Annotated in this window: 30 protein-coding genes and 1 pseudogene; 27 read left to right on the top strand and 4 right to left on the bottom strand. The window is 50.6% G+C overall.

Features of this window, described 5'->3' with window-relative positions; translation table 11 throughout:
• Positions 1–9 precede the first annotated feature (9 nt).
• The 27 genes and pseudogenes from rplB to ACN9MQ_RS20520 all read left to right on the top strand — a co-directional run bounded on the left by rplB (position 10) and on the right by ACN9MQ_RS20520 (position 13,043).
• Entirely contained in the window at positions 10–831 is an 822-nt protein-coding gene (gene rplB / locus ACN9MQ_RS20650; protein ID WP_000301859.1) for a 50S ribosomal protein L2, read from the top strand.
• A gap of 16 nt (positions 832–847) precedes the next feature.
• Complete coding sequence (gene rpsS / locus ACN9MQ_RS20645; protein ID WP_001138117.1) at positions 848–1,126, top strand: 30S ribosomal protein S19; 279 nt, start codon at positions 848–850, stop codon at positions 1,124–1,126.
• A gap of 14 nt (positions 1,127–1,140) precedes the next feature.
• Positions 1,141–1,473, top strand: coding sequence for a 50S ribosomal protein L22 (gene rplV, locus ACN9MQ_RS20640; protein ID WP_002919773.1), 333 nt, complete (start codon positions 1,141–1,143; stop codon positions 1,471–1,473).
• A 17-nt stretch (positions 1,474–1,490) separates the two neighbouring features.
• Positions 1,491–2,192: a 30S ribosomal protein S3 gene (rpsC, locus tag ACN9MQ_RS20635; RefSeq protein ID WP_000529945.1), complete on the top strand. Its 702-nt coding sequence runs from the start codon at positions 1,491–1,493 to the stop codon at positions 2,190–2,192.
• 12 nt (positions 2,193–2,204) lie between these two features.
• Positions 2,205–2,615 carry a 50S ribosomal protein L16 gene (gene rplP, locus ACN9MQ_RS20630; protein ID WP_002919759.1) on the top strand — a complete coding sequence of 137 codons (411 nt, stop codon included), beginning with the start codon at positions 2,205–2,207 and terminating at the stop codon, positions 2,613–2,615.
• The gene (rpmC, locus tag ACN9MQ_RS20625; protein WP_003863282.1) at positions 2,615–2,806 is read left to right on the top strand and encodes a 50S ribosomal protein L29; all 192 of its coding nucleotides are present in this window, start codon (positions 2,615–2,617) and stop codon (positions 2,804–2,806) included. The genes rplP and rpmC overlap by 1 nt, the downstream gene beginning before the upstream one ends.
• Entirely contained in the window at positions 2,806–3,060 is a 255-nt protein-coding gene (gene rpsQ / locus ACN9MQ_RS20620; protein ID WP_008503489.1) for a 30S ribosomal protein S17, read from the top strand. The genes rpmC and rpsQ overlap by 1 nt, the downstream gene beginning before the upstream one ends.
• Positions 3,061–3,226: 166 nt before the next feature.
• Positions 3,227–3,598, top strand: coding sequence for a 50S ribosomal protein L14 (gene rplN, locus ACN9MQ_RS20615; RefSeq protein ID WP_002919748.1), 372 nt, complete (start codon positions 3,227–3,229; stop codon positions 3,596–3,598).
• A 10-nt stretch (positions 3,599–3,608) separates the two neighbouring features.
• On the top strand, positions 3,609–3,923 hold the full coding sequence (gene rplX / locus ACN9MQ_RS20610) for a 50S ribosomal protein L24 (RefSeq protein ID WP_000729185.1): 315 nt from the start codon (positions 3,609–3,611) through the stop codon (positions 3,921–3,923).
• Positions 3,924–3,937: 14 nt separating this feature from the next.
• The gene (rplE, locus tag ACN9MQ_RS20605; protein ID WP_001096206.1) at positions 3,938–4,477 is read left to right on the top strand and encodes a 50S ribosomal protein L5; all 540 of its coding nucleotides are present in this window, start codon (positions 3,938–3,940) and stop codon (positions 4,475–4,477) included.
• Positions 4,478–4,491: 14 nt separating this feature from the next.
• Positions 4,492–4,797, top strand: coding sequence for a 30S ribosomal protein S14 (rpsN, locus tag ACN9MQ_RS20600; protein WP_003863291.1), 306 nt, complete (start codon positions 4,492–4,494; stop codon positions 4,795–4,797).
• A gap of 30 nt (positions 4,798–4,827) precedes the next feature.
• Positions 4,828–5,220 (top strand): 30S ribosomal protein S8, encoded by a 393-nt coding sequence (rpsH, locus tag ACN9MQ_RS20595; RefSeq protein WP_006178918.1) that lies wholly within the window; start codon positions 4,828–4,830, stop codon positions 5,218–5,220.
• A gap of 12 nt (positions 5,221–5,232) precedes the next feature.
• Complete coding sequence (rplF, locus tag ACN9MQ_RS20590; RefSeq protein WP_003863296.1) at positions 5,233–5,766, top strand: 50S ribosomal protein L6; 534 nt, start codon at positions 5,233–5,235, stop codon at positions 5,764–5,766.
• Between the two features lie 9 nt (positions 5,767–5,775).
• Complete coding sequence (rplR, locus tag ACN9MQ_RS20585; protein ID WP_013099023.1) at positions 5,776–6,129, top strand: 50S ribosomal protein L18; 354 nt, start codon at positions 5,776–5,778, stop codon at positions 6,127–6,129.
• Between the two features lie 14 nt (positions 6,130–6,143).
• Entirely contained in the window at positions 6,144–6,644 is a 501-nt protein-coding gene (rpsE, locus tag ACN9MQ_RS20580; protein WP_003863299.1) for a 30S ribosomal protein S5, read from the top strand.
• A gap of 6 nt (positions 6,645–6,650) precedes the next feature.
• A complete protein-coding gene (rpmD, locus tag ACN9MQ_RS20575; RefSeq protein ID WP_003863301.1) occupies positions 6,651–6,830 on the top strand; it encodes a 50S ribosomal protein L30 in 180 nt (59 codons plus the stop codon).
• A gap of 3 nt (positions 6,831–6,833) precedes the next feature.
• Complete coding sequence (rplO, locus tag ACN9MQ_RS20570) at positions 6,834–7,268, top strand: 50S ribosomal protein L15 (RefSeq protein ID WP_003863304.1); 435 nt, start codon at positions 6,834–6,836, stop codon at positions 7,266–7,268.
• Positions 7,269–7,275: 7 nt separating this feature from the next.
• A complete protein-coding gene (gene secY / locus ACN9MQ_RS20565; RefSeq protein ID WP_014171896.1) occupies positions 7,276–8,607 on the top strand; it encodes a preprotein translocase subunit SecY in 1,332 nt (443 codons plus the stop codon).
• Positions 8,608–8,638: 31 nt separating this feature from the next.
• A complete protein-coding gene (rpmJ, locus tag ACN9MQ_RS20560; protein WP_000868187.1) occupies positions 8,639–8,755 on the top strand; it encodes a 50S ribosomal protein L36 in 117 nt (38 codons plus the stop codon).
• 146 nt (positions 8,756–8,901) lie between these two features.
• Positions 8,902–9,258 (top strand): 30S ribosomal protein S13, encoded by a 357-nt coding sequence (gene rpsM, locus ACN9MQ_RS20555; RefSeq protein ID WP_003863308.1) that lies wholly within the window; start codon positions 8,902–8,904, stop codon positions 9,256–9,258.
• 16 nt (positions 9,259–9,274) lie between these two features.
• Entirely contained in the window at positions 9,275–9,664 is a 390-nt protein-coding gene (gene rpsK, locus ACN9MQ_RS20550; protein ID WP_003863312.1) for a 30S ribosomal protein S11, read from the top strand.
• Between the two features lie 32 nt (positions 9,665–9,696).
• Complete coding sequence (rpsD, locus tag ACN9MQ_RS20545) at positions 9,697–10,317, top strand: 30S ribosomal protein S4 (RefSeq protein WP_004868345.1); 621 nt, start codon at positions 9,697–9,699, stop codon at positions 10,315–10,317.
• 25 nt (positions 10,318–10,342) lie between these two features.
• The gene (locus ACN9MQ_RS20540) at positions 10,343–11,332 is read left to right on the top strand and encodes a DNA-directed RNA polymerase subunit alpha (RefSeq protein WP_002919219.1); all 990 of its coding nucleotides are present in this window, start codon (positions 10,343–10,345) and stop codon (positions 11,330–11,332) included.
• A 40-nt stretch (positions 11,333–11,372) separates the two neighbouring features.
• Positions 11,373–11,759, top strand: a complete 387-nt coding sequence (gene rplQ, locus ACN9MQ_RS20535) for a 50S ribosomal protein L17 (protein ID WP_001216372.1) — start codon at positions 11,373–11,375, stop codon at positions 11,757–11,759.
• A gap of 107 nt (positions 11,760–11,866) precedes the next feature.
• Positions 11,867–12,235: a DUF1992 domain-containing protein gene (locus tag ACN9MQ_RS20530; RefSeq protein WP_426021635.1), complete on the top strand. Its 369-nt coding sequence runs from the start codon at positions 11,867–11,869 to the stop codon at positions 12,233–12,235.
• 2 nt (positions 12,236–12,237) lie between these two features.
• The gene (gene zntR, locus ACN9MQ_RS20525) at positions 12,238–12,660 is read left to right on the top strand and encodes a Zn(2+)-responsive transcriptional regulator (RefSeq protein ID WP_014171894.1); all 423 of its coding nucleotides are present in this window, start codon (positions 12,238–12,240) and stop codon (positions 12,658–12,660) included.
• A gap of 57 nt (positions 12,661–12,717) precedes the next feature.
• Positions 12,718–13,043, top strand: a pseudogene (locus tag ACN9MQ_RS20520) (alternative ribosome-rescue factor A).
• On the opposite strand, the gene mscL reads toward ACN9MQ_RS20520, so the two are convergent.
• The 4 genes from mscL to fmt all read right to left on the bottom strand — a co-directional run bounded on the left by mscL (position 12,934) and on the right by fmt (position 17,179).
• Positions 12,934–13,347: a large-conductance mechanosensitive channel protein MscL gene (gene mscL / locus ACN9MQ_RS20515; RefSeq protein WP_014171892.1), complete on the bottom strand. Its 414-nt coding sequence runs from the start codon at positions 13,345–13,347 to the stop codon at positions 12,934–12,936. The pseudogene ACN9MQ_RS20520 and the gene mscL sit on opposite strands and share 110 nt — an antisense overlap.
• Positions 13,348–13,493: 146 nt before the next feature.
• Entirely contained in the window at positions 13,494–14,870 is a 1,377-nt protein-coding gene (trkA, locus tag ACN9MQ_RS20510) for a Trk system potassium transporter TrkA (protein WP_014171891.1), read from the bottom strand.
• A 22-nt stretch (positions 14,871–14,892) separates the two neighbouring features.
• On the bottom strand, positions 14,893–16,179 hold the full coding sequence (gene rsmB, locus ACN9MQ_RS20505; protein ID WP_410377827.1) for a 16S rRNA (cytosine(967)-C(5))-methyltransferase RsmB: 1,287 nt from the start codon (positions 16,177–16,179) through the stop codon (positions 14,893–14,895).
• 52 nt (positions 16,180–16,231) lie between these two features.
• A complete protein-coding gene (gene fmt / locus ACN9MQ_RS20500) occupies positions 16,232–17,179 on the bottom strand; it encodes a methionyl-tRNA formyltransferase (protein ID WP_410377828.1) in 948 nt (315 codons plus the stop codon).
• Positions 17,180–17,198 lie beyond the last annotated feature (19 nt).

Raw genomic sequence — 17,198 nt, 5'->3', positions numbered from 1 at the left:
AGTAATACAATGGCAGTTGTTAAATGTAAACCGACATCTCCGGGTCGTCGCCACGTAGTTAAAGTGGTTAACCCTGAGCTGCACAAGGGCAAACCTTTTGCTCCGTTGCTGGAAAAAAACAGCAAATCCGGTGGTCGTAACAACAATGGCCGTATCACCACTCGTCACATCGGTGGTGGCCACAAGCAGGCTTATCGTATTGTTGACTTCAAACGCAACAAAGACGGTATCCCAGCAGTTGTTGAACGTCTTGAGTACGATCCGAACCGTTCCGCGAACATCGCGCTGGTTCTGTACAAAGACGGTGAACGCCGTTACATCCTGGCCCCTAAAGGCCTGAAAGCTGGCGACCAGATTCAGTCTGGCGTTGATGCTGCAATCAAAGCAGGCAACACCCTGCCGATGCGCAATATCCCGGTTGGTTCTACCGTTCATAACGTAGAAATGAAACCAGGTAAAGGCGGTCAGCTGGCGCGTTCCGCGGGTACTTACGTTCAGATCGTTGCTCGTGACGGTGCTTATGTCACCCTGCGTCTGCGTTCTGGTGAAATGCGTAAAGTCGAAGCAGATTGCCGCGCTACTCTGGGCGAAGTTGGCAATGCTGAGCATATGCTGCGCGTTCTGGGTAAAGCTGGTGCTGCACGCTGGCGTGGTGTTCGTCCTACCGTTCGCGGTACTGCGATGAACCCAGTAGACCACCCACATGGTGGTGGTGAAGGTCGTAACTTTGGTAAGCACCCGGTAACTCCGTGGGGCGTTCAGACCAAAGGTAAGAAGACCCGCAGCAACAAGCGTACTGATAAATTTATCGTACGTCGCCGTAGCAAATAATTTTAGAGGATAAGCCATGCCACGTTCTCTCAAGAAAGGTCCTTTTATTGACCTGCACTTGCTGAAGAAGGTAGAGAAAGCGGTGGAAAGCGGAGACAAGAAGCCCCTGCGCACTTGGTCCCGTCGTTCAACGATCTTTCCTAACATGATCGGTTTGACCATCGCTGTCCATAATGGTCGTCAGCACGTTCCAGTCTTTGTTACCGACGAAATGGTTGGTCACAAACTGGGTGAATTCGCACCGACTCGTACTTATCGCGGCCACGCTGCTGATAAAAAAGCGAAGAAGAAATAAGGTAGGAGGAAGAGATGGAAACTTTAGCTCAACATCGCCATGCTCGTTCTTCTGCTCAGAAGGTTCGCCTTGTTGCTGACCTGATTCGCGGTAAGAAAGTGTCGCAGGCCCTGGACATCCTGACCTATACCAACAAGAAAGCTGCGGTATTGGTCAAGAAAGTACTGGAATCTGCCATTGCTAACGCTGAACACAACGATGGCGCTGACATCGACGATCTGAAAGTCGCGAAAATTTTCGTAGATGAAGGCCCAAGCATGAAGCGCATTATGCCGCGTGCGAAAGGTCGTGCAGATCGCATCCTGAAGCGCACCAGCCACATTACTGTGGTTGTGTCCGATCGCTGAGACTCTGGAGACTAGCAATGGGTCAGAAAGTACATCCTAATGGTATTCGCCTGGGTATTGTAAAACCATGGAACTCTACCTGGTTTGCGAACACCAAAGAATTCGCTGACAACCTGGACAGCGATTTTAAAGTACGTCAGTACCTGACTAAGGAACTGGCTAAAGCGTCTGTATCTCGTATCGTTATCGAGCGTCCAGCTAAGAGCATTCGTGTAACCATTCACACTGCTCGTCCTGGCATCGTTATCGGTAAGAAAGGCGAAGACGTAGAAAAACTGCGCAAGGTCGTAGCGGATATCGCTGGCGTTCCTGCACAGATCAATATCGCTGAAGTTCGTAAGCCTGAACTGGACGCTAAATTGGTTGCTGACAGCATCACTTCACAGCTGGAACGTCGTGTTATGTTCCGTCGTGCTATGAAGCGTGCTGTACAGAACGCAATGCGTCTGGGCGCTAAGGGTATCAAAGTTGAAGTTAGCGGCCGTCTGGGCGGCGCGGAAATCGCACGTACCGAATGGTACCGCGAAGGTCGCGTACCGCTGCACACTCTGCGTGCTGACATCGACTACAACACCTCTGAAGCGCACACCACTTACGGTGTAATCGGCGTTAAGGTATGGATCTTCAAAGGTGAGATCCTGGGTGGTATGGCTGCTGTTGAACAACCGGAAAAACCGGCTGCTCAACCTAAAAAGCAGCAGCGTAAAGGCCGTAAATAAGGAGCGTCGCTGATGTTACAACCAAAGCGTACAAAATTCCGTAAAGTGCACAAAGGCCGCAACCGTGGTCTGGCGCAGGGTACGGATGTTAGCTTCGGCACTTTCGGTCTGAAAGCTGTTGGCCGTGGTCGTCTGACTGCACGTCAGATCGAAGCAGCACGTCGTGCAATGACCCGTGCAGTTAAGCGTCAAGGTAAGATCTGGATCCGTGTATTCCCGGACAAACCGATCACCGAGAAGCCGCTGGAAGTTCGTATGGGTAAAGGTAAAGGTAACGTGGAGTACTGGGTTGCCTTGATCCAACCGGGCAAAGTCCTTTATGAAATGGACGGCGTTCCGGAAGAGCTGGCCCGTGAAGCCTTCGGCCTGGCAGCAGCGAAACTGCCTATCAAAACCACCTTTGTAACTAAGACGGTGATGTAATGAAAGCAAAAGAGCTGCGTGAAAAAAGCGTTGAAGAGCTGAACGCTGAGCTGCTGAACCTGCTGCGTGAGCAGTTCAACCTGCGTATGCAGGCTGCAAGTGGCCAGCTGCAACAGACTCACCTGCTGAAGCAAGTGCGTCGCAATGTTGCGCGCGTTAAGACTTTACTGACTCAGAAGGCGGGTGCGTAATGACCGATAAAATCCGTACTCTGCAAGGTCGTGTTGTTAGCGACAAAATGGAGAAATCCATCGTTGTAGCTATCGAACGTATTGTGAAACACCCGATCTACGGTAAATTCATCAAACGTACGACCAAACTGCACGTACATGACGAGAACAACGAATGTGGTATCGGCGACAAGGTGGAAATCCGTGAATGCCGTCCACTGTCCAAGACTAAGTCCTGGACGCTGGTTCGCGTTGTAGAGAAAGCGGTTCTGTAATAGAGTACGCATTCTCAATACGAATAAACGGCTCAGCGATGAGCCGTTTATTTTTTCTACCCATATTGTAGAAGCGGTGTTATAATGCCGCGCCCTCGATATGGGGCTTTTTAACGGCTCTGATTTTAGAGTCTCAGGTAGTAGTTGACATTAGCGGAGCACTAAAATGATCCAAGAACAGACTATGCTGAACGTCGCCGACAACTCCGGTGCACGTCGCGTAATGTGTATCAAGGTTCTGGGTGGCTCGCACCGTCGCTACGCAGGCGTAGGCGACATCATCAAGATCACCATCAAAGAAGCAATTCCACGTGGTAAGGTCAAAAAAGGTGATGTGCTGAAAGCGGTAGTGGTGCGCACCAAGAAGGGTGTTCGTCGCCCTGACGGTTCTGTCATTCGCTTCGATGGTAATGCATGCGTTATTTTGAACAATAACAGTGAGCAGCCAATCGGCACGCGTATCTTTGGGCCGGTAACTCGTGAACTTCGTACTGAAAAGTTCATGAAAATTATCTCTCTGGCACCAGAAGTACTCTAAGGAGCGAATCATGGCAGCGAAAATCCGTCGTGATGACGAAGTTATCGTGTTAACCGGTAAAGATAAAGGTAAACGCGGTAAAGTAAAAAATGTCCTGTCTTCCGGCAAGGTCATTGTTGAAGGTATCAACCTGGTTAAGAAACATCAGAAGCCGGTTCCGGCCCTGAACCAACCAGGCGGCATCGTTGAAAAAGAAGCTGCTATTCAGGTTTCTAACGTTGCAATCTTCAATGCGGCAACCGGCAAGGCTGACCGTGTAGGCTTTAGATTCGAAGACGGGAAAAAAGTCCGTTTCTTCAAGTCTAACAGCGAAACTATCAAGTAATTTGGAGTAGTACGATGGCGAAACTGCATGATTACTACAAAGACGAAGTAGTTAACAAACTCATGACTGAGTTTAACTACAATTCTGTCATGCAAGTCCCTCGGGTCGAGAAGATCACCCTGAACATGGGTGTTGGTGAAGCGATCGCTGACAAGAAACTGCTGGATAACGCAGCAGCTGACCTGACAGCAATCTCCGGTCAAAAACCGCTGATCACCAAAGCACGCAAATCTGTTGCAGGCTTCAAAATCCGTCAGGGCTATCCGATCGGCTGTAAAGTAACTCTGCGTGGCGAACGCATGTGGGAGTTCTTTGAGCGCCTGATCACTATTGCTGTACCACGTATCCGTGACTTCCGTGGCTTGTCCGCTAAGTCTTTCGACGGTCGTGGTAACTACAGCATGGGTGTCCGTGAGCAGATCATCTTCCCAGAGATCGACTACGATAAAGTCGACCGCGTGCGTGGTTTGGATATTACCATTACCACTACTGCGAAATCTGATGAAGAAGGCCGTGCTCTGCTGGCTGCCTTTGACTTCCCGTTCCGCAAGTAAGGTAGGGTTACTGAATGGCTAAGCAATCAATGAAAGCACGCGAAGTAAAACGCGTAGCTTTAGCTGATAAATTCTTCGCTAAACGCGCTGAACTGAAAGCGATCATTTCTGATGTGAACGCTTCCGACGAAGATCGTTGGAATGCGGTTCTCAAGCTGCAGTCTCTGCCGCGTGATTCCAGCCCGTCTCGTCAGCGTAACCGCTGTCGTCAAACAGGTCGTCCACATGGTTATGTGGGCAAGTTTGGGTTGAGCCGTATCAAACTGCGTGAAGCCGCCATGCGCGGTGAAGTACCAGGCTTGAAAAAGGCTAGCTGGTAATTACCAATTGAATCACGGGAGTAAAGACAGATGAGCATGCAAGATCCGATCGCGGATATGCTGACCCGTATCCGTAACGGTCAGGCCGCGAACAAAGTTGCGGTCACCATGCCTTCCGCCAAGCTGAAAGTGGCAATTGCCAACGTGCTGAAGGAAGAAGGTTTTATCGAAGATTTTAAAGTTGAAGGCGACACCAAGCCGGAACTGGAACTTACTCTCAAGTATTTCCAGGGTAAAGCTGTTGTAGAAAGCATTCAGCGTGTCAGCCGCCCAGGTCTGCGCATCTATAAGAAAAAAGATGAGCTGCCTAAAGTTATGGCTGGTCTTGGTATCGCAGTTGTTTCTACCTCTAAAGGTGTTATGACTGATCGTGCAGCGCGCCAGGCTGGTCTTGGTGGCGAAATTATCTGCTACGTAGCCTAATCGGAGGAAAGAATGTCTCGTGTTGCTAAAGCACCGGTCGTTATTCCTGCCGGCGTTGATGTAAAAATCGACGGTCAGGTTATTACGATCAAAGGTAAAAACGGCGAGCTGACTCGTACCCTCAACAAAGCTGTTGAAGTTAAACATGCAGATAACGCTCTGACCTTCGGTCCACGTGATGGTTTCGTGGATGGATGGGCTCAGGCTGGTACCGCGCGTGCCCTGCTGAACTCAATGGTTGTTGGTGTTACCGAAGGCTTCACTAAAAAGCTTCAACTGGTTGGTGTAGGTTATCGTGCAGCTATCAAAGGGAATGCAGTAGGCCTGTCTCTGGGCTTCTCACACCCTGTTGAGCATCCGCTGCCGGCCGGTATCACTGCAGAATGTCCGACCCAGACTGAAATCGTGCTGAAAGGCGCTGATAAACAGCTGATCGGTCAGGTTGCAGCAGATCTGCGCGCCTACCGTCGTCCTGAGCCTTATAAAGGCAAGGGTGTTCGTTACGCCGACGAAGTCGTGCGTACCAAAGAGGCTAAGAAGAAGTAAGGTAACACTATGGATAAGAAATCTGCTCGTATCCGTCGTGCGACCCGCGCACGCCGCAAGCTCAAAGAGCTGGGTGCAACTCGCCTGGTGGTACATCGTACCCCGCGTCATATTTACGCACAGGTCATTGCACCAAACGGTTCTGAAGTTCTGGTAGCTGCTTCTACTGTAGAAAAAGCTATTGCAGAGCAATTGAAGTACACCGGTAACAAAGACGCCGCTGCAGCTGTAGGTAAAGCTGTTGCAGAACGCGCTCTGGAAAAAGGCATCAGCAATGTTTCCTTTGACCGTTCCGGGTTCCAATATCATGGTCGTGTCCAGGCACTGGCAGATGCTGCCCGTGAAGCTGGCCTTCAGTTCTAAGGTAGAGGTGTAAGATGGCTCACATCGAAAAACAGGCTGGCGAACTGCAGGAAAAGCTGATCGCGGTTAACCGCGTATCTAAAACCGTTAAAGGTGGTCGTATTTTCTCCTTCACAGCTCTGACTGTAGTTGGTGATGGTAACGGTCGCGTTGGTTTTGGTTACGGTAAAGCGCGTGAAGTTCCAGCAGCGATCCAGAAAGCGATGGAAAAAGCCCGTCGCAATATGATTAACGTCGCGCTGAACAACGGTACCCTGCAGCACCCAGTTAAAGGTGTTCACACGGGTTCTCGTGTATTCATGCAGCCAGCTTCAGAAGGTACCGGTATCATCGCCGGTGGTGCAATGCGCGCCGTTCTGGAAGTTGCTGGGGTTCATAACGTTCTGGCTAAAGCATACGGTTCCACCAACCCGATTAACGTGGTTCGTGCAACTATTGATGGCCTGGAAAATATGAATTCTCCAGAAATGGTCGCTGCCAAGCGTGGTAAATCCGTTGAAGAAATTCTGGGGTAATTGACCATGGCAAAGACTATTAAAATCACTCAAACCCGCAGTGCAATCGGTCGTCTGCCGAAACACAAGGCAACGCTGCTTGGCCTGGGTCTGCGTCGTATTGGTCATACCGTTGAGCGTGAGGATACTCCCGCTGTTCGTGGTATGGTCAACGCGGTTTACTTCATGGTTAAAGTTGAGGAGTAAGAGATGCGTTTAAATACTCTGTCTCCGGCCGAAGGCTCTAAAAAGGCGGGTAAACGCCTGGGTCGTGGTATCGGTTCTGGCCTCGGCAAAACCGGTGGTCGTGGTCACAAAGGTCAGAACTCTCGTTCTGGCGGTGGCGTACGTCGCGGTTTCGAGGGTGGCCAGATGCCACTGTACCGTCGTCTGCCGAAGTTCGGCTTCACTTCTCGCAAAGCAGCGATTACAGCGGAAATCCGTCTGTCTGACCTGGCGAAAGTTGAAGGCGGCGTTGTAGACCTGAACACGCTGAAAGCGGCAAACATTATCGGTATCCAGATCGAGTTCGCGAAAGTGATCCTGGCTGGTGAAGTTTCTACTCCGGTAACTGTTCGTGGCCTGCGTGTTACTAAAGGTGCTCGTGCTGCTATCGAAGCCGCTGGCGGTAAAATTGAGGAATAAGTAGCAGATGGCTAAGCAACCGGGATTAGATTTTCAAAGTGCCAAAGGTGGATTTGGCGAGCTGAAACGCAGACTGCTGTTTGTTATCGGCGCGCTGATTGTGTTCCGTGTTGGCTCTTTTATTCCGATCCCTGGTATCGATGCCGCTGTACTTGCCAAACTGCTTGAGCAACAGCGAGGCACCATCATTGAAATGTTTAACATGTTCTCTGGTGGTGCTCTCAGCCGTGCTTCTATCTTCGCTCTGGGTATCATGCCGTATATTTCGGCATCGATTATTATCCAGCTGCTGACGGTCGTTCATCCGGCCCTGGCAGAACTGAAGAAAGAAGGGGAGTCTGGACGTCGTAAGATAAGCCAGTACACCCGTTACGGCACTCTGGTGCTGGCAATATTCCAGTCGATCGGTATTGCTACCGGTCTGCCGAATATGCCTGGTATGCAGGGCCTGGTATTAAACCCAGGCTTTGCATTCTATTTCACCGCTGTTGTAAGTCTGGTCACAGGAACAATGTTCCTGATGTGGCTCGGCGAACAGATTACTGAGCGTGGTATCGGTAACGGTATCTCAATCATTATCTTCGCTGGTATTGTTGCGGGTCTCCCGCCAGCCATTGCCCACACTATCGAGCAAGCGCGTCAAGGCGACCTGCACTTCCTCCTGTTGCTGTTGGTTGCAGTATTAGTATTTGCAGTGACGTTCTTTGTTGTCTTCGTTGAACGTGGTCAACGCCGCATTGTGGTGAACTACGCTAAGCGTCAACAAGGTCGTCGTGTCTATGCTGCACAGAGCACACATTTACCGCTGAAAGTGAACATGGCGGGGGTTATCCCGGCTATCTTCGCTTCCAGTATTATTCTGTTCCCGGCAACCATCGCGTCATGGTTCGGGGGCGGTACTGGTTGGAACTGGCTGACAACAATTTCGCTGTATTTGCAGCCTGGGCAACCACTTTATGTGTTACTCTATGCGTCTGCGATCATCTTCTTCTGTTTCTTCTACACGGCGTTGGTTTTCAACCCGCGTGAAACAGCAGATAACCTGAAGAAGTCCGGTGCATTTGTACCAGGAATTCGTCCGGGAGAGCAAACGGCGAAGTATATCGATAAAGTAATGACTCGCCTGACTTTGGTTGGTGCGCTTTATATTACTTTTATCTGCCTGATCCCGGAGTTCATGCGTGATGCAATGAAGGTACCGTTCTACTTCGGTGGGACCTCACTGCTTATCGTTGTTGTCGTGATTATGGACTTTATGGCTCAAGTGCAAACTCTGATGATGTCCAGTCAGTATGAGTCTGCATTGAAGAAGGCGAACCTGAAAGGCTACGGCCGCTAAATGGTCGCCTGAGAAGTTACGGAGAGTAAAAATGAAAGTTCGTGCTTCCGTCAAGAAATTATGCCGTAACTGCAAAATCGTTAAGCGTGATGGTGTCATCCGTGTGATTTGCAGTGCCGAGCCGAAGCATAAACAGCGCCAAGGCTGATTATTTCGCATATTTTTCTTGCAAAGTTGGGTTGAGCTGGCTAGATTAGCCAGCCAATCTTTTGTATGTCTGTACGTTTCCATTTGAGTATCCTGAAAACGGGCTTTTCAGCATGGTGCGTACATATTAAATAGTAGGAGTGCATAGTGGCCCGTATAGCAGGCATTAACATTCCTGATCAGAAACATGCTGTGATCGCATTAACTTCGATCTATGGCGTCGGCAAGACCCGTTCCAAAGCCATTCTGGCTGCAGCGGGTATCGCTGAAGATGTTAAGATCAGTGAGCTGTCTGAAGAACAAATCGACACGCTGCGTGACGAAGTTGCCAAATTTGTCGTTGAAGGTGATCTGCGCCGTGAAATCAGCATGAGCATCAAGCGCCTGATGGATCTTGGTTGCTATCGCGGTTTGCGTCATCGTCGTGGTCTGCCAGTGCGCGGTCAGCGTACTAAGACCAACGCACGTACCCGTAAGGGTCCGCGCAAACCGATCAAGAAATAATCGGGGTGATTGAATAATGGCAAAGGCACCAGTTCGTGCACGTAAACGTGTAAGAAAACAAGTCTCTGACGGCGTGGCTCATATCCATGCTTCTTTCAACAACACCATCGTTACTATTACTGATCGTCAGGGTAACGCTTTGGGTTGGGCAACAGCCGGTGGTTCCGGTTTCCGTGGTTCTCGCAAATCCACTCCGTTTGCAGCTCAGGTTGCAGCAGAGCGTTGCGCAGAAGCCGTAAAAGAATACGGCATCAAGAATCTGGAAGTTATGGTTAAAGGTCCGGGTCCGGGTCGTGAATCTACTGTTCGCGCTCTGAACGCCGCTGGTTTCCGCATCACGAATATTACTGATGTGACTCCGATCCCTCATAACGGTTGTCGTCCGCCGAAAAAACGTCGCGTATAACGCTCGTTTTTTAGGTTAGTTGGAGATAGAAAATGGCAAGATATTTGGGTCCTAAGCTCAAGCTGAGCCGTCGTGAGGGCACCGACTTATTCCTTAAGTCTGGCGTTCGCGCGATCGATACCAAGTGTAAAATTGAACAAGCTCCTGGCCAGCACGGTGCGCGTAAACCGCGTCTGTCTGACTATGGTGTGCAGTTGCGTGAAAAGCAAAAAGTTCGCCGTATGTACGGTGTGCTGGAGCGTCAGTTCCGTAACTACTATAAAGAAGCAGCACGTCTGAAAGGCAACACAGGTGAAAACCTGCTGGCTCTGCTGGAAGGTCGTCTGGACAACGTTGTTTACCGTATGGGCTTCGGCGCGACTCGTGCTGAATCACGCCAGTTGGTTAGCCATAAAGCAATCATGGTAAACGGTCGTGTTGTTAACATCGCTTCTTATCAGGTTAAAGCGAATGACGTTGTTAGCATTCGTGAGAAAGCGAAAAAGCAATCTCGCGTGAAAGCCGCTCTGGAGCTGGCTGAGCAGCGTGAAAAGCCAACCTGGCTGGAAGTTGATGCTGGCAAGATGGAAGGTACGTTCAAGCGTCAGCCAGAACGTTCTGATCTGTCTGCGGACATTAACGAACACCTGATCGTCGAGCTTTACTCCAAGTAAAGCTTAGTACCAAAGAGAGGACACAATGCAGGGTTCTGTGACAGAGTTTCTAAAACCGCGCCTGGTAGATATCGAGCAAGTGAGTTCGACGCACGCCAAGGTGACCCTTGAGCCTTTAGAGCGTGGCTTTGGCCATACTCTGGGTAACGCACTGCGCCGTATTCTGCTCTCATCGATGCCGGGTTGCGCGGTGACCGAGGTTGAGATTGATGGTGTACTTCATGAGTACAGCACCAAAGAAGGCGTTCAGGAAGATATCCTTGAAATCCTGCTCAACCTGAAAGGGCTGGCGGTGAGAGTTCAGGGTAAAGATGAAGTTATTCTTACTCTGAATAAATCTGGCATTGGCCCTGTGACTGCAGCCGACATCACCCACGACGGTGATGTTGAAATCGTCAAGCCGCAGCACGTGATCTGCCACCTGACCGATGAGAACGCAGCGATTAGCATGCGTATCAAAGTTCAGCGCGGTCGTGGTTATGTGCCGGCTTCTGCCCGAATTCATTCGGAAGAAGATGAGCGCCCAATCGGCCGTCTGCTGGTCGACGCATGCTACAGCCCTGTAGAGCGTATTGCCTACAATGTTGAAGCAGCGCGTGTAGAACAGCGTACCGACCTGGACAAGCTGGTCATCGAAATGGAAACCAACGGCACAATCGATCCTGAAGAGGCGATTCGTCGTGCGGCAACCATCCTGGCAGAACAACTGGAAGCTTTCGTTGACTTACGTGATGTTCGTCAGCCGGAAGTGAAAGAAGAGAAACCAGAATTCGATCCGATCCTGCTGCGCCCTGTTGACGATCTCGAATTGACTGTCCGCTCTGCTAACTGCCTCAAGGCAGAAGCTATCCACTATATCGGTGATCTGGTACAGCGTACCGAGGTTGAGTTGCTGAAAACGCCGAACCTGGGTAAAAAATCTCTTACCGAGATTAAAGACGTGCTGGCTTCACGTGGTCTGTCTCTGGGCATGCGCCTGGAAAACTGGCCACCAGCAAGCATTGCTGACGAGTAACCGGATCACAGGTTAAGGTTTTACTGAGAAGGATAAGGTCATGCGCCATCGTAAGAGTGGTCGTCAACTGAACCGCAACAGCAGCCATCGCCAGGCTATGTTCCGCAACATGGCAGGTTCACTGGTTCGTCATGAAATCATCAAGACGACCCTGCCTAAAGCGAAAGAGCTGCGTCGCGTAGTTGAGCCGCTGATTACTCTTGCCAAGACTGACAGCGTTGCAAATCGTCGTCTGGCATTCGCCCGTACTCGTGATAACGAGATCGTGGCAAAACTGTTTAACGAACTGGGTCCGCGTTTCGCGAGCCGTGCCGGTGGTTACACTCGTATTCTGAAGTGTGGCTTCCGTGCAGGCGACAACGCTCCGATGGCTTACATCGAGCTGGTTGATCGTTCAGAATCTAAAGCAGAAGCTGCTGCAGAGTAATCTGTAGTAACGTAAAAAAACCCGCTTCGGCGGGTTTTTTTATATCCGCTGAATCCCCACTTCTCTACAATATCTGTATCTTTTCTGTTCATCTTCTGGAGTTATTCATGTGGTTGCTCGACCAGTGGGCAGAACGCCATATCAGCGATGCTCAGCGAAAAGGCGAATTTGATAACCTTGCGGGACGCGGTGAGCCGTTAGTGCTTGATGATGATTCGCATGTTGCCCCTGAATTACGGGCTGGATATCGCTTACTCAAAAATGCCGGTTGTTTACCACCGGAACTGGAGCAGCGTAAAGAGGCCATGCGACTGGCTGACCTGCTGAAAGGGATTCGCAAGGATGATCCCAGCCACCGTGAAATTAGCCGTCGACTGGCTCTCATCGAACTCAAAATGCGTCAGGCCGGAATGAGCACAGACTTTTTGCACGGTGAGTACAGTGACAGGCTAATGCAGAAAATAAATGAGGAATAACCATGTACCGTATCGGTGAACTTGCCAGGCTTGCTAACGTAACGCCGGACACTATCCGCTATTACGAAAAGCAGCAGATGATTGATCACGAGGTTCGTACTGAAGGTGGATTTCGACTCTATACCGATCATGACCTGCAGCGCTTACGGTTTATCCGCTACGCTCGCCAGCTTGGTTTCACGCTGGACTCGATCCGCGAGTTACTTTCGATCCGCATCGATCCTGAACACCATACTTGCCAGGAGTCGAAGAGCATCGTACAGGCAAGGCTTGATGAAGTTGAAGCGCGTATACAGGAACTGCAGACCATGCAGCGTTCTCTGCAACGGTTGAATGACGCCTGCTGCGGTACAGCCCATAGCAGTATTTATTGTTCAATTCTTGAAGCCCTTGAACAGGGGGCCAGTGGAACCCAGGGCTGTTGATTTTTACTTCATCCGGGACTAGACTCCCGTCGACATACACCATGCTCAGGAGAATTTATGAGCCGCTATCAGCATACGAAAGGGCAAATTCAGGACAATGCCATTGAGGCACTGCTCCACGACCCGCTTTTCAGGCAGCGTATTGAGAAGAATAAAAAAGGAAAAGGGAGTTATTTACGAAAAGGGAAACATGCAAAACGGAGTAACCGGGAGGCCAGTGGCAAGCAAGCGAATCGCTTTTTTACCACTGGCCTTCCTTTTTTCAACGTCTGATTAAGAGCGGTTATTTTGCTCTTTCAAAAGATCGCGAATTTCAGTCAATAACACTTCTTCTTTTGTCGGGGCAGGCGGCGCAGCCGGTTCTTCAGCCTTTTTACGGTTAAGCTTATTGATAAGCTTGATAGCCATAAAAATGGCGAACGCCACGATCACGAAATCAAATATGTTCTGAATGAAAACGCCATAATGCATAACAACGGCAGGGACATCCCCCTGTGCATCCCGAAGCGTCACGGCAAACTGTTTAAAATCAATGCCCCCGATTAACAGCCCGAGGGGAGGCATAATAATGTCGGCTACCAGTGATGAAACGATCTTACCGAACGCTGCACCGATAATGACACCCACTGCTAGATCCACCACATTCCCGCGCATCGCAAATTCGCGAAATTCTTTAACTAAACTCATTTTCTTCTCCTTGAGCCAACTGACGATTATAAGTTTAACAAATGATTAGTTAATTTCCATTGGGGATAATTAATCGTTATGAAAAATAAAAGGCATGGGAATAAGAGGGTTAATAATCAGGTGCTCTTTTATAAGCACCTGATTGATTACAGGAAGAATGGACTTGGCTGGAATAAACGTTCGACGTCGGTAATAAACTTTTTATCGGTAAGGAACATAATGACGTGGTCGCCTTGCTCGATACGTAAATTATCATTCGCAATCATCACGTCGTTTCCACGCACCACGGCACCAATAATTGTTCCCGGTGGCAGTTTAATTTCATCGATAGCGCGGCCCACAACGCGTGATGTGGTTTCATCACCATGAGCAACGGCCTCAATGGCTTCAGCCACACCGCGGCGAAGGGAGGATACGCCAACAATATCCGCCTTACGAACATGGCTCAGCAGGGCAGAAATGGTTGCTTGCTGTGGTGATATCGCGATATCAATAACGCTTCCCTGCACGAGGTCAACGTAGGCGCGGCGTTGAATAAGCACCATGACCTTTTTTGCCCCCATACGCTTGGCGAGCATGGCGGACATAATGTTCGCCTCGTCGTCGTTAGTGACGGCAATAAACAGATCAACTTGATCAATATGCTCTTCTGCCAGCAGCTCTTGATCTGAGGCATCGCCATAAAACACGATGGTGTTTTGCAGCTTTTCAGCCAGCTCAGCCGCGCGCTGTTGATCGCGCTCGATCAGCTTCACGCTGTAGTCTTTTTCCAGCCGGTGCGCGAGACCCGCGCCGATATTACCACCGCCAACGAGCATAATGCGTTTATACGGTTTTTCGAGACGCTGCAGTTCGCTCATTACCGCGCGAATATGCTGAGATGCCGCGATGAAGAAGACTTCATCACCTGCCTCGACTATGGTTGAACCCTGTGGGCGAATTGGCCTGTCATGGCGGAAAATGGCTGCAACGCGGGTATCAATATGCGGCATATGTTCACGCATGGTGGAGAGCGCATTACCGATCAATGGGCCGCCGTAATAGGCCTTAACGACCGCCAGGCTCACTTTACCTTCGGCGAAGTTCACCACCTGCAGCGCACCAGGATATTCGATCAGGCGGTAGATATTGTCGATAACCAGCTGTTCTGGGGCGATAAGATGGTCGATAGGGACCGCTTCGGAATTAAACAGCTTCTCTGCATCCCGGACATAGTCCGGGGAACGGATGCGCGCGATCCGGTTCGGCGTGTTGAACAGCGAATAGGCCACCTGACATGCCACCATGTTGGTTTCGTCAGAACTGGTCACCGCAACCAGCATGTCAGCATCGTCGGCGCCCGCTTCACGCAGGACACGCGGATGCGAGCCATGACCTTGCACGACGCGAAGGTCAAATTTGTCCTGTAAAACACGCAGCCGATCGCCATTGGTATCGACAATCGTGATGTCATTATTTTCGCCAACAAGGTTTTCAGCCAGCGTCCCACCAACCTGTCCGGCACCCAGAATGATTATCTTCATATCTCGTGACCTGTTCTCAACATCACTCTTTGATTAGCTTAGCGTAAAAGAAGCCATCACCTTCTTCAGCGGCCGGCAGATTCTGCAGGCCTGGGCGTTCAGGCGTGCCCGTGTCGTGTAGCACTGCATCCGGGGTACGTTTAAGGAAGGCTGCAATCTGCTGACTGTTTTCTTCCGGAAGGACCGAGCAGGTCGCATAGACCAGTGTGCCTCCTGGCTTCAGGTGTGGCCAAATGGCATCAAGAATGTCGGATTGCAGTTGAGTCAGTTCCTTGATATCGCGATCGCGACGCAACCACTTGATATCCGGGTGACGACGAATAACGCCGGTTGCCGAGCAGGGAGCATCCAACAAGATGCGATCGAATTGCGTTTCACCACACCATTCTGCGGGTTTGCGGCCATCGCCTTGCTTAACCTGCGCTTTCATTCCCAGGCGCTTAAGGTTGTCATAGACGCGTGAAAGACGCTGCTCATCGACATCCACGGCCATGACGTTTGCCTGAGGGGCCACTTCCAGAATATGCGTCGTCTTACCGCCTGGCGCGGCGCAGAGATCGAGGATGTGCTCGCCATTTTTAGGTTCCAGCCAGGCCATGCAGCCCTGCGCGGAAGCATCTTGTACGGTCACCCAGCCTTCATCAAAACCAGGTAAAGCATGTACCGGAGCAGGAGAGGCTAAACGCACAGCGTCAGGATATGCTTCATGTCTGAAGCCGCTCATTCCAGCCTCTTCCAGTAAAGCCAGCCAGGCGTCGCGCGTATGGTGATTACGGTTGACGCGTAACCACATCGGCGGACGCTGATTATTCGCGTCGGCAATTGCCTGCCACTGCTCTGGCCAGGCTTTTTTAAGGCGATTCAGGAGCCAGTCAGGATGCAGATAACGTGCTTCACTTTGCCCGAACTCAGCCAGAAGCTCTTCCTGCTGTCGCTGGAACTGGCGCAGAACGCCATTAATCAACCCTTTCAGCATAGGACGTTTAATCACAACGGCACCTTCCACTGTCTCAGCCAGTGCGGCATGAGGCGGGATACGCGTGTGAAGAAGCTGATAGAAGCCAACCATAATCAAATAATGCACGGTGCGCTGCTTGCCGGTCATTGGACGTGACATCAGCTTATTAACCAGCCACTCGAGCTGAGAAAGCGTGCGCAGGACGCCAAAACAGAGCTCCTGAAGCAGGGCTTTGTCTTTGTCGGACACTTTTTGCTGCAAAGCTGGCAGGATATTGCTCAATGACTGGCCCTGCTCGACAACCTGCTCAACGGCCTGAGCCGCCATACTGCGTAAATTTTGTTTTTTCATAACCGTAAAAATAAAAATGCCCGGAAACACCGGGCGCTAAAATTAAATGAGGTCAGGCAAGGCGATTGCCCGGGATAAACCATTCGCGACGAGAATTTAACAAATCCTGTGCGCTCATCGCCTTCTTACCCGCAGGTTGTAGCGATTCCAGATTCAGGATCCCTTGTGCGGTAGCTACCTGAATACCGTTCTTGCTGGCGTCGATAATCGTACCGGGCTCAGCCGTTGTGTGACCGTCAATAAGGGAGGCTTTCCAGACTTTCACCGGCTGCTCGTCGATAACCATCCAGCTCATCGGCCATGGATTAAAGGCGCGAATGCAGCGTTCAAGTTGAGCCGCTGACAGAGACCAGTCAATCCGGGCTTCTTCTTTACTCAGTTTTTCAGCGTAAGTGACCAGCGCTTCATCCTGAACTTCAGGTTTCGCCGTATTATTCGCAATCTGCTGGAGGGTTTCAATCAGCCCTTGCGGGCCAAGCTCTGCCAGCTTGTCATACAAGGTGGCACTGGTATCCTCGGCCGTGATGGGGCAGGCCAGTTTATAAAGCATGTCACCGGTGTCTAAACCTACATCCATCTTCATGATTGTGACGCCCGTTTCAGCATCACCCGCCCATAAAGAGCGCTGAATAGGTGCTGCCCCACGCCAGCGTGGAAGCAGAGAACCATGCACGTTAATGCAACCCAGGCGAGGCATATCAAGCACAGCTTTTGGCAGAATTAAACCGTAAGCCACCACCACCATTACATCGGCATTCAGGTCAGCGACAAGCTGCTGGTTTTCCTGAGGGCGCAAGGATGCTGGCTGGAAAACAGGTAACCCATGCTCTTCTGCCAGCACCTTAACAGGACCTGGCATCAGTTTTTTACCACGGCCAGCCGGGCGATCCGGTTGGGTAAACACGCCAACAACCCGGTGGCCAGAAGATAACAGCGCGTCAAGATGACGCGCTGCAAAATCAGGGGTTCCCGCGAAGATAATACGTAGTGATTTAGACACGATGATCCTTGTATCCGGG

The organism is Enterobacter sp. R-25 (assembly GCF_049913205.1).
GTDB lineage: Bacteria > Pseudomonadota > Gammaproteobacteria > Enterobacterales > Enterobacteriaceae > Enterobacter > Enterobacter ludwigii.
The sequence above is the reverse complement of the archived record's forward strand: the minus strand, read 5'-3'. Positions and strand labels throughout refer to the sequence as shown.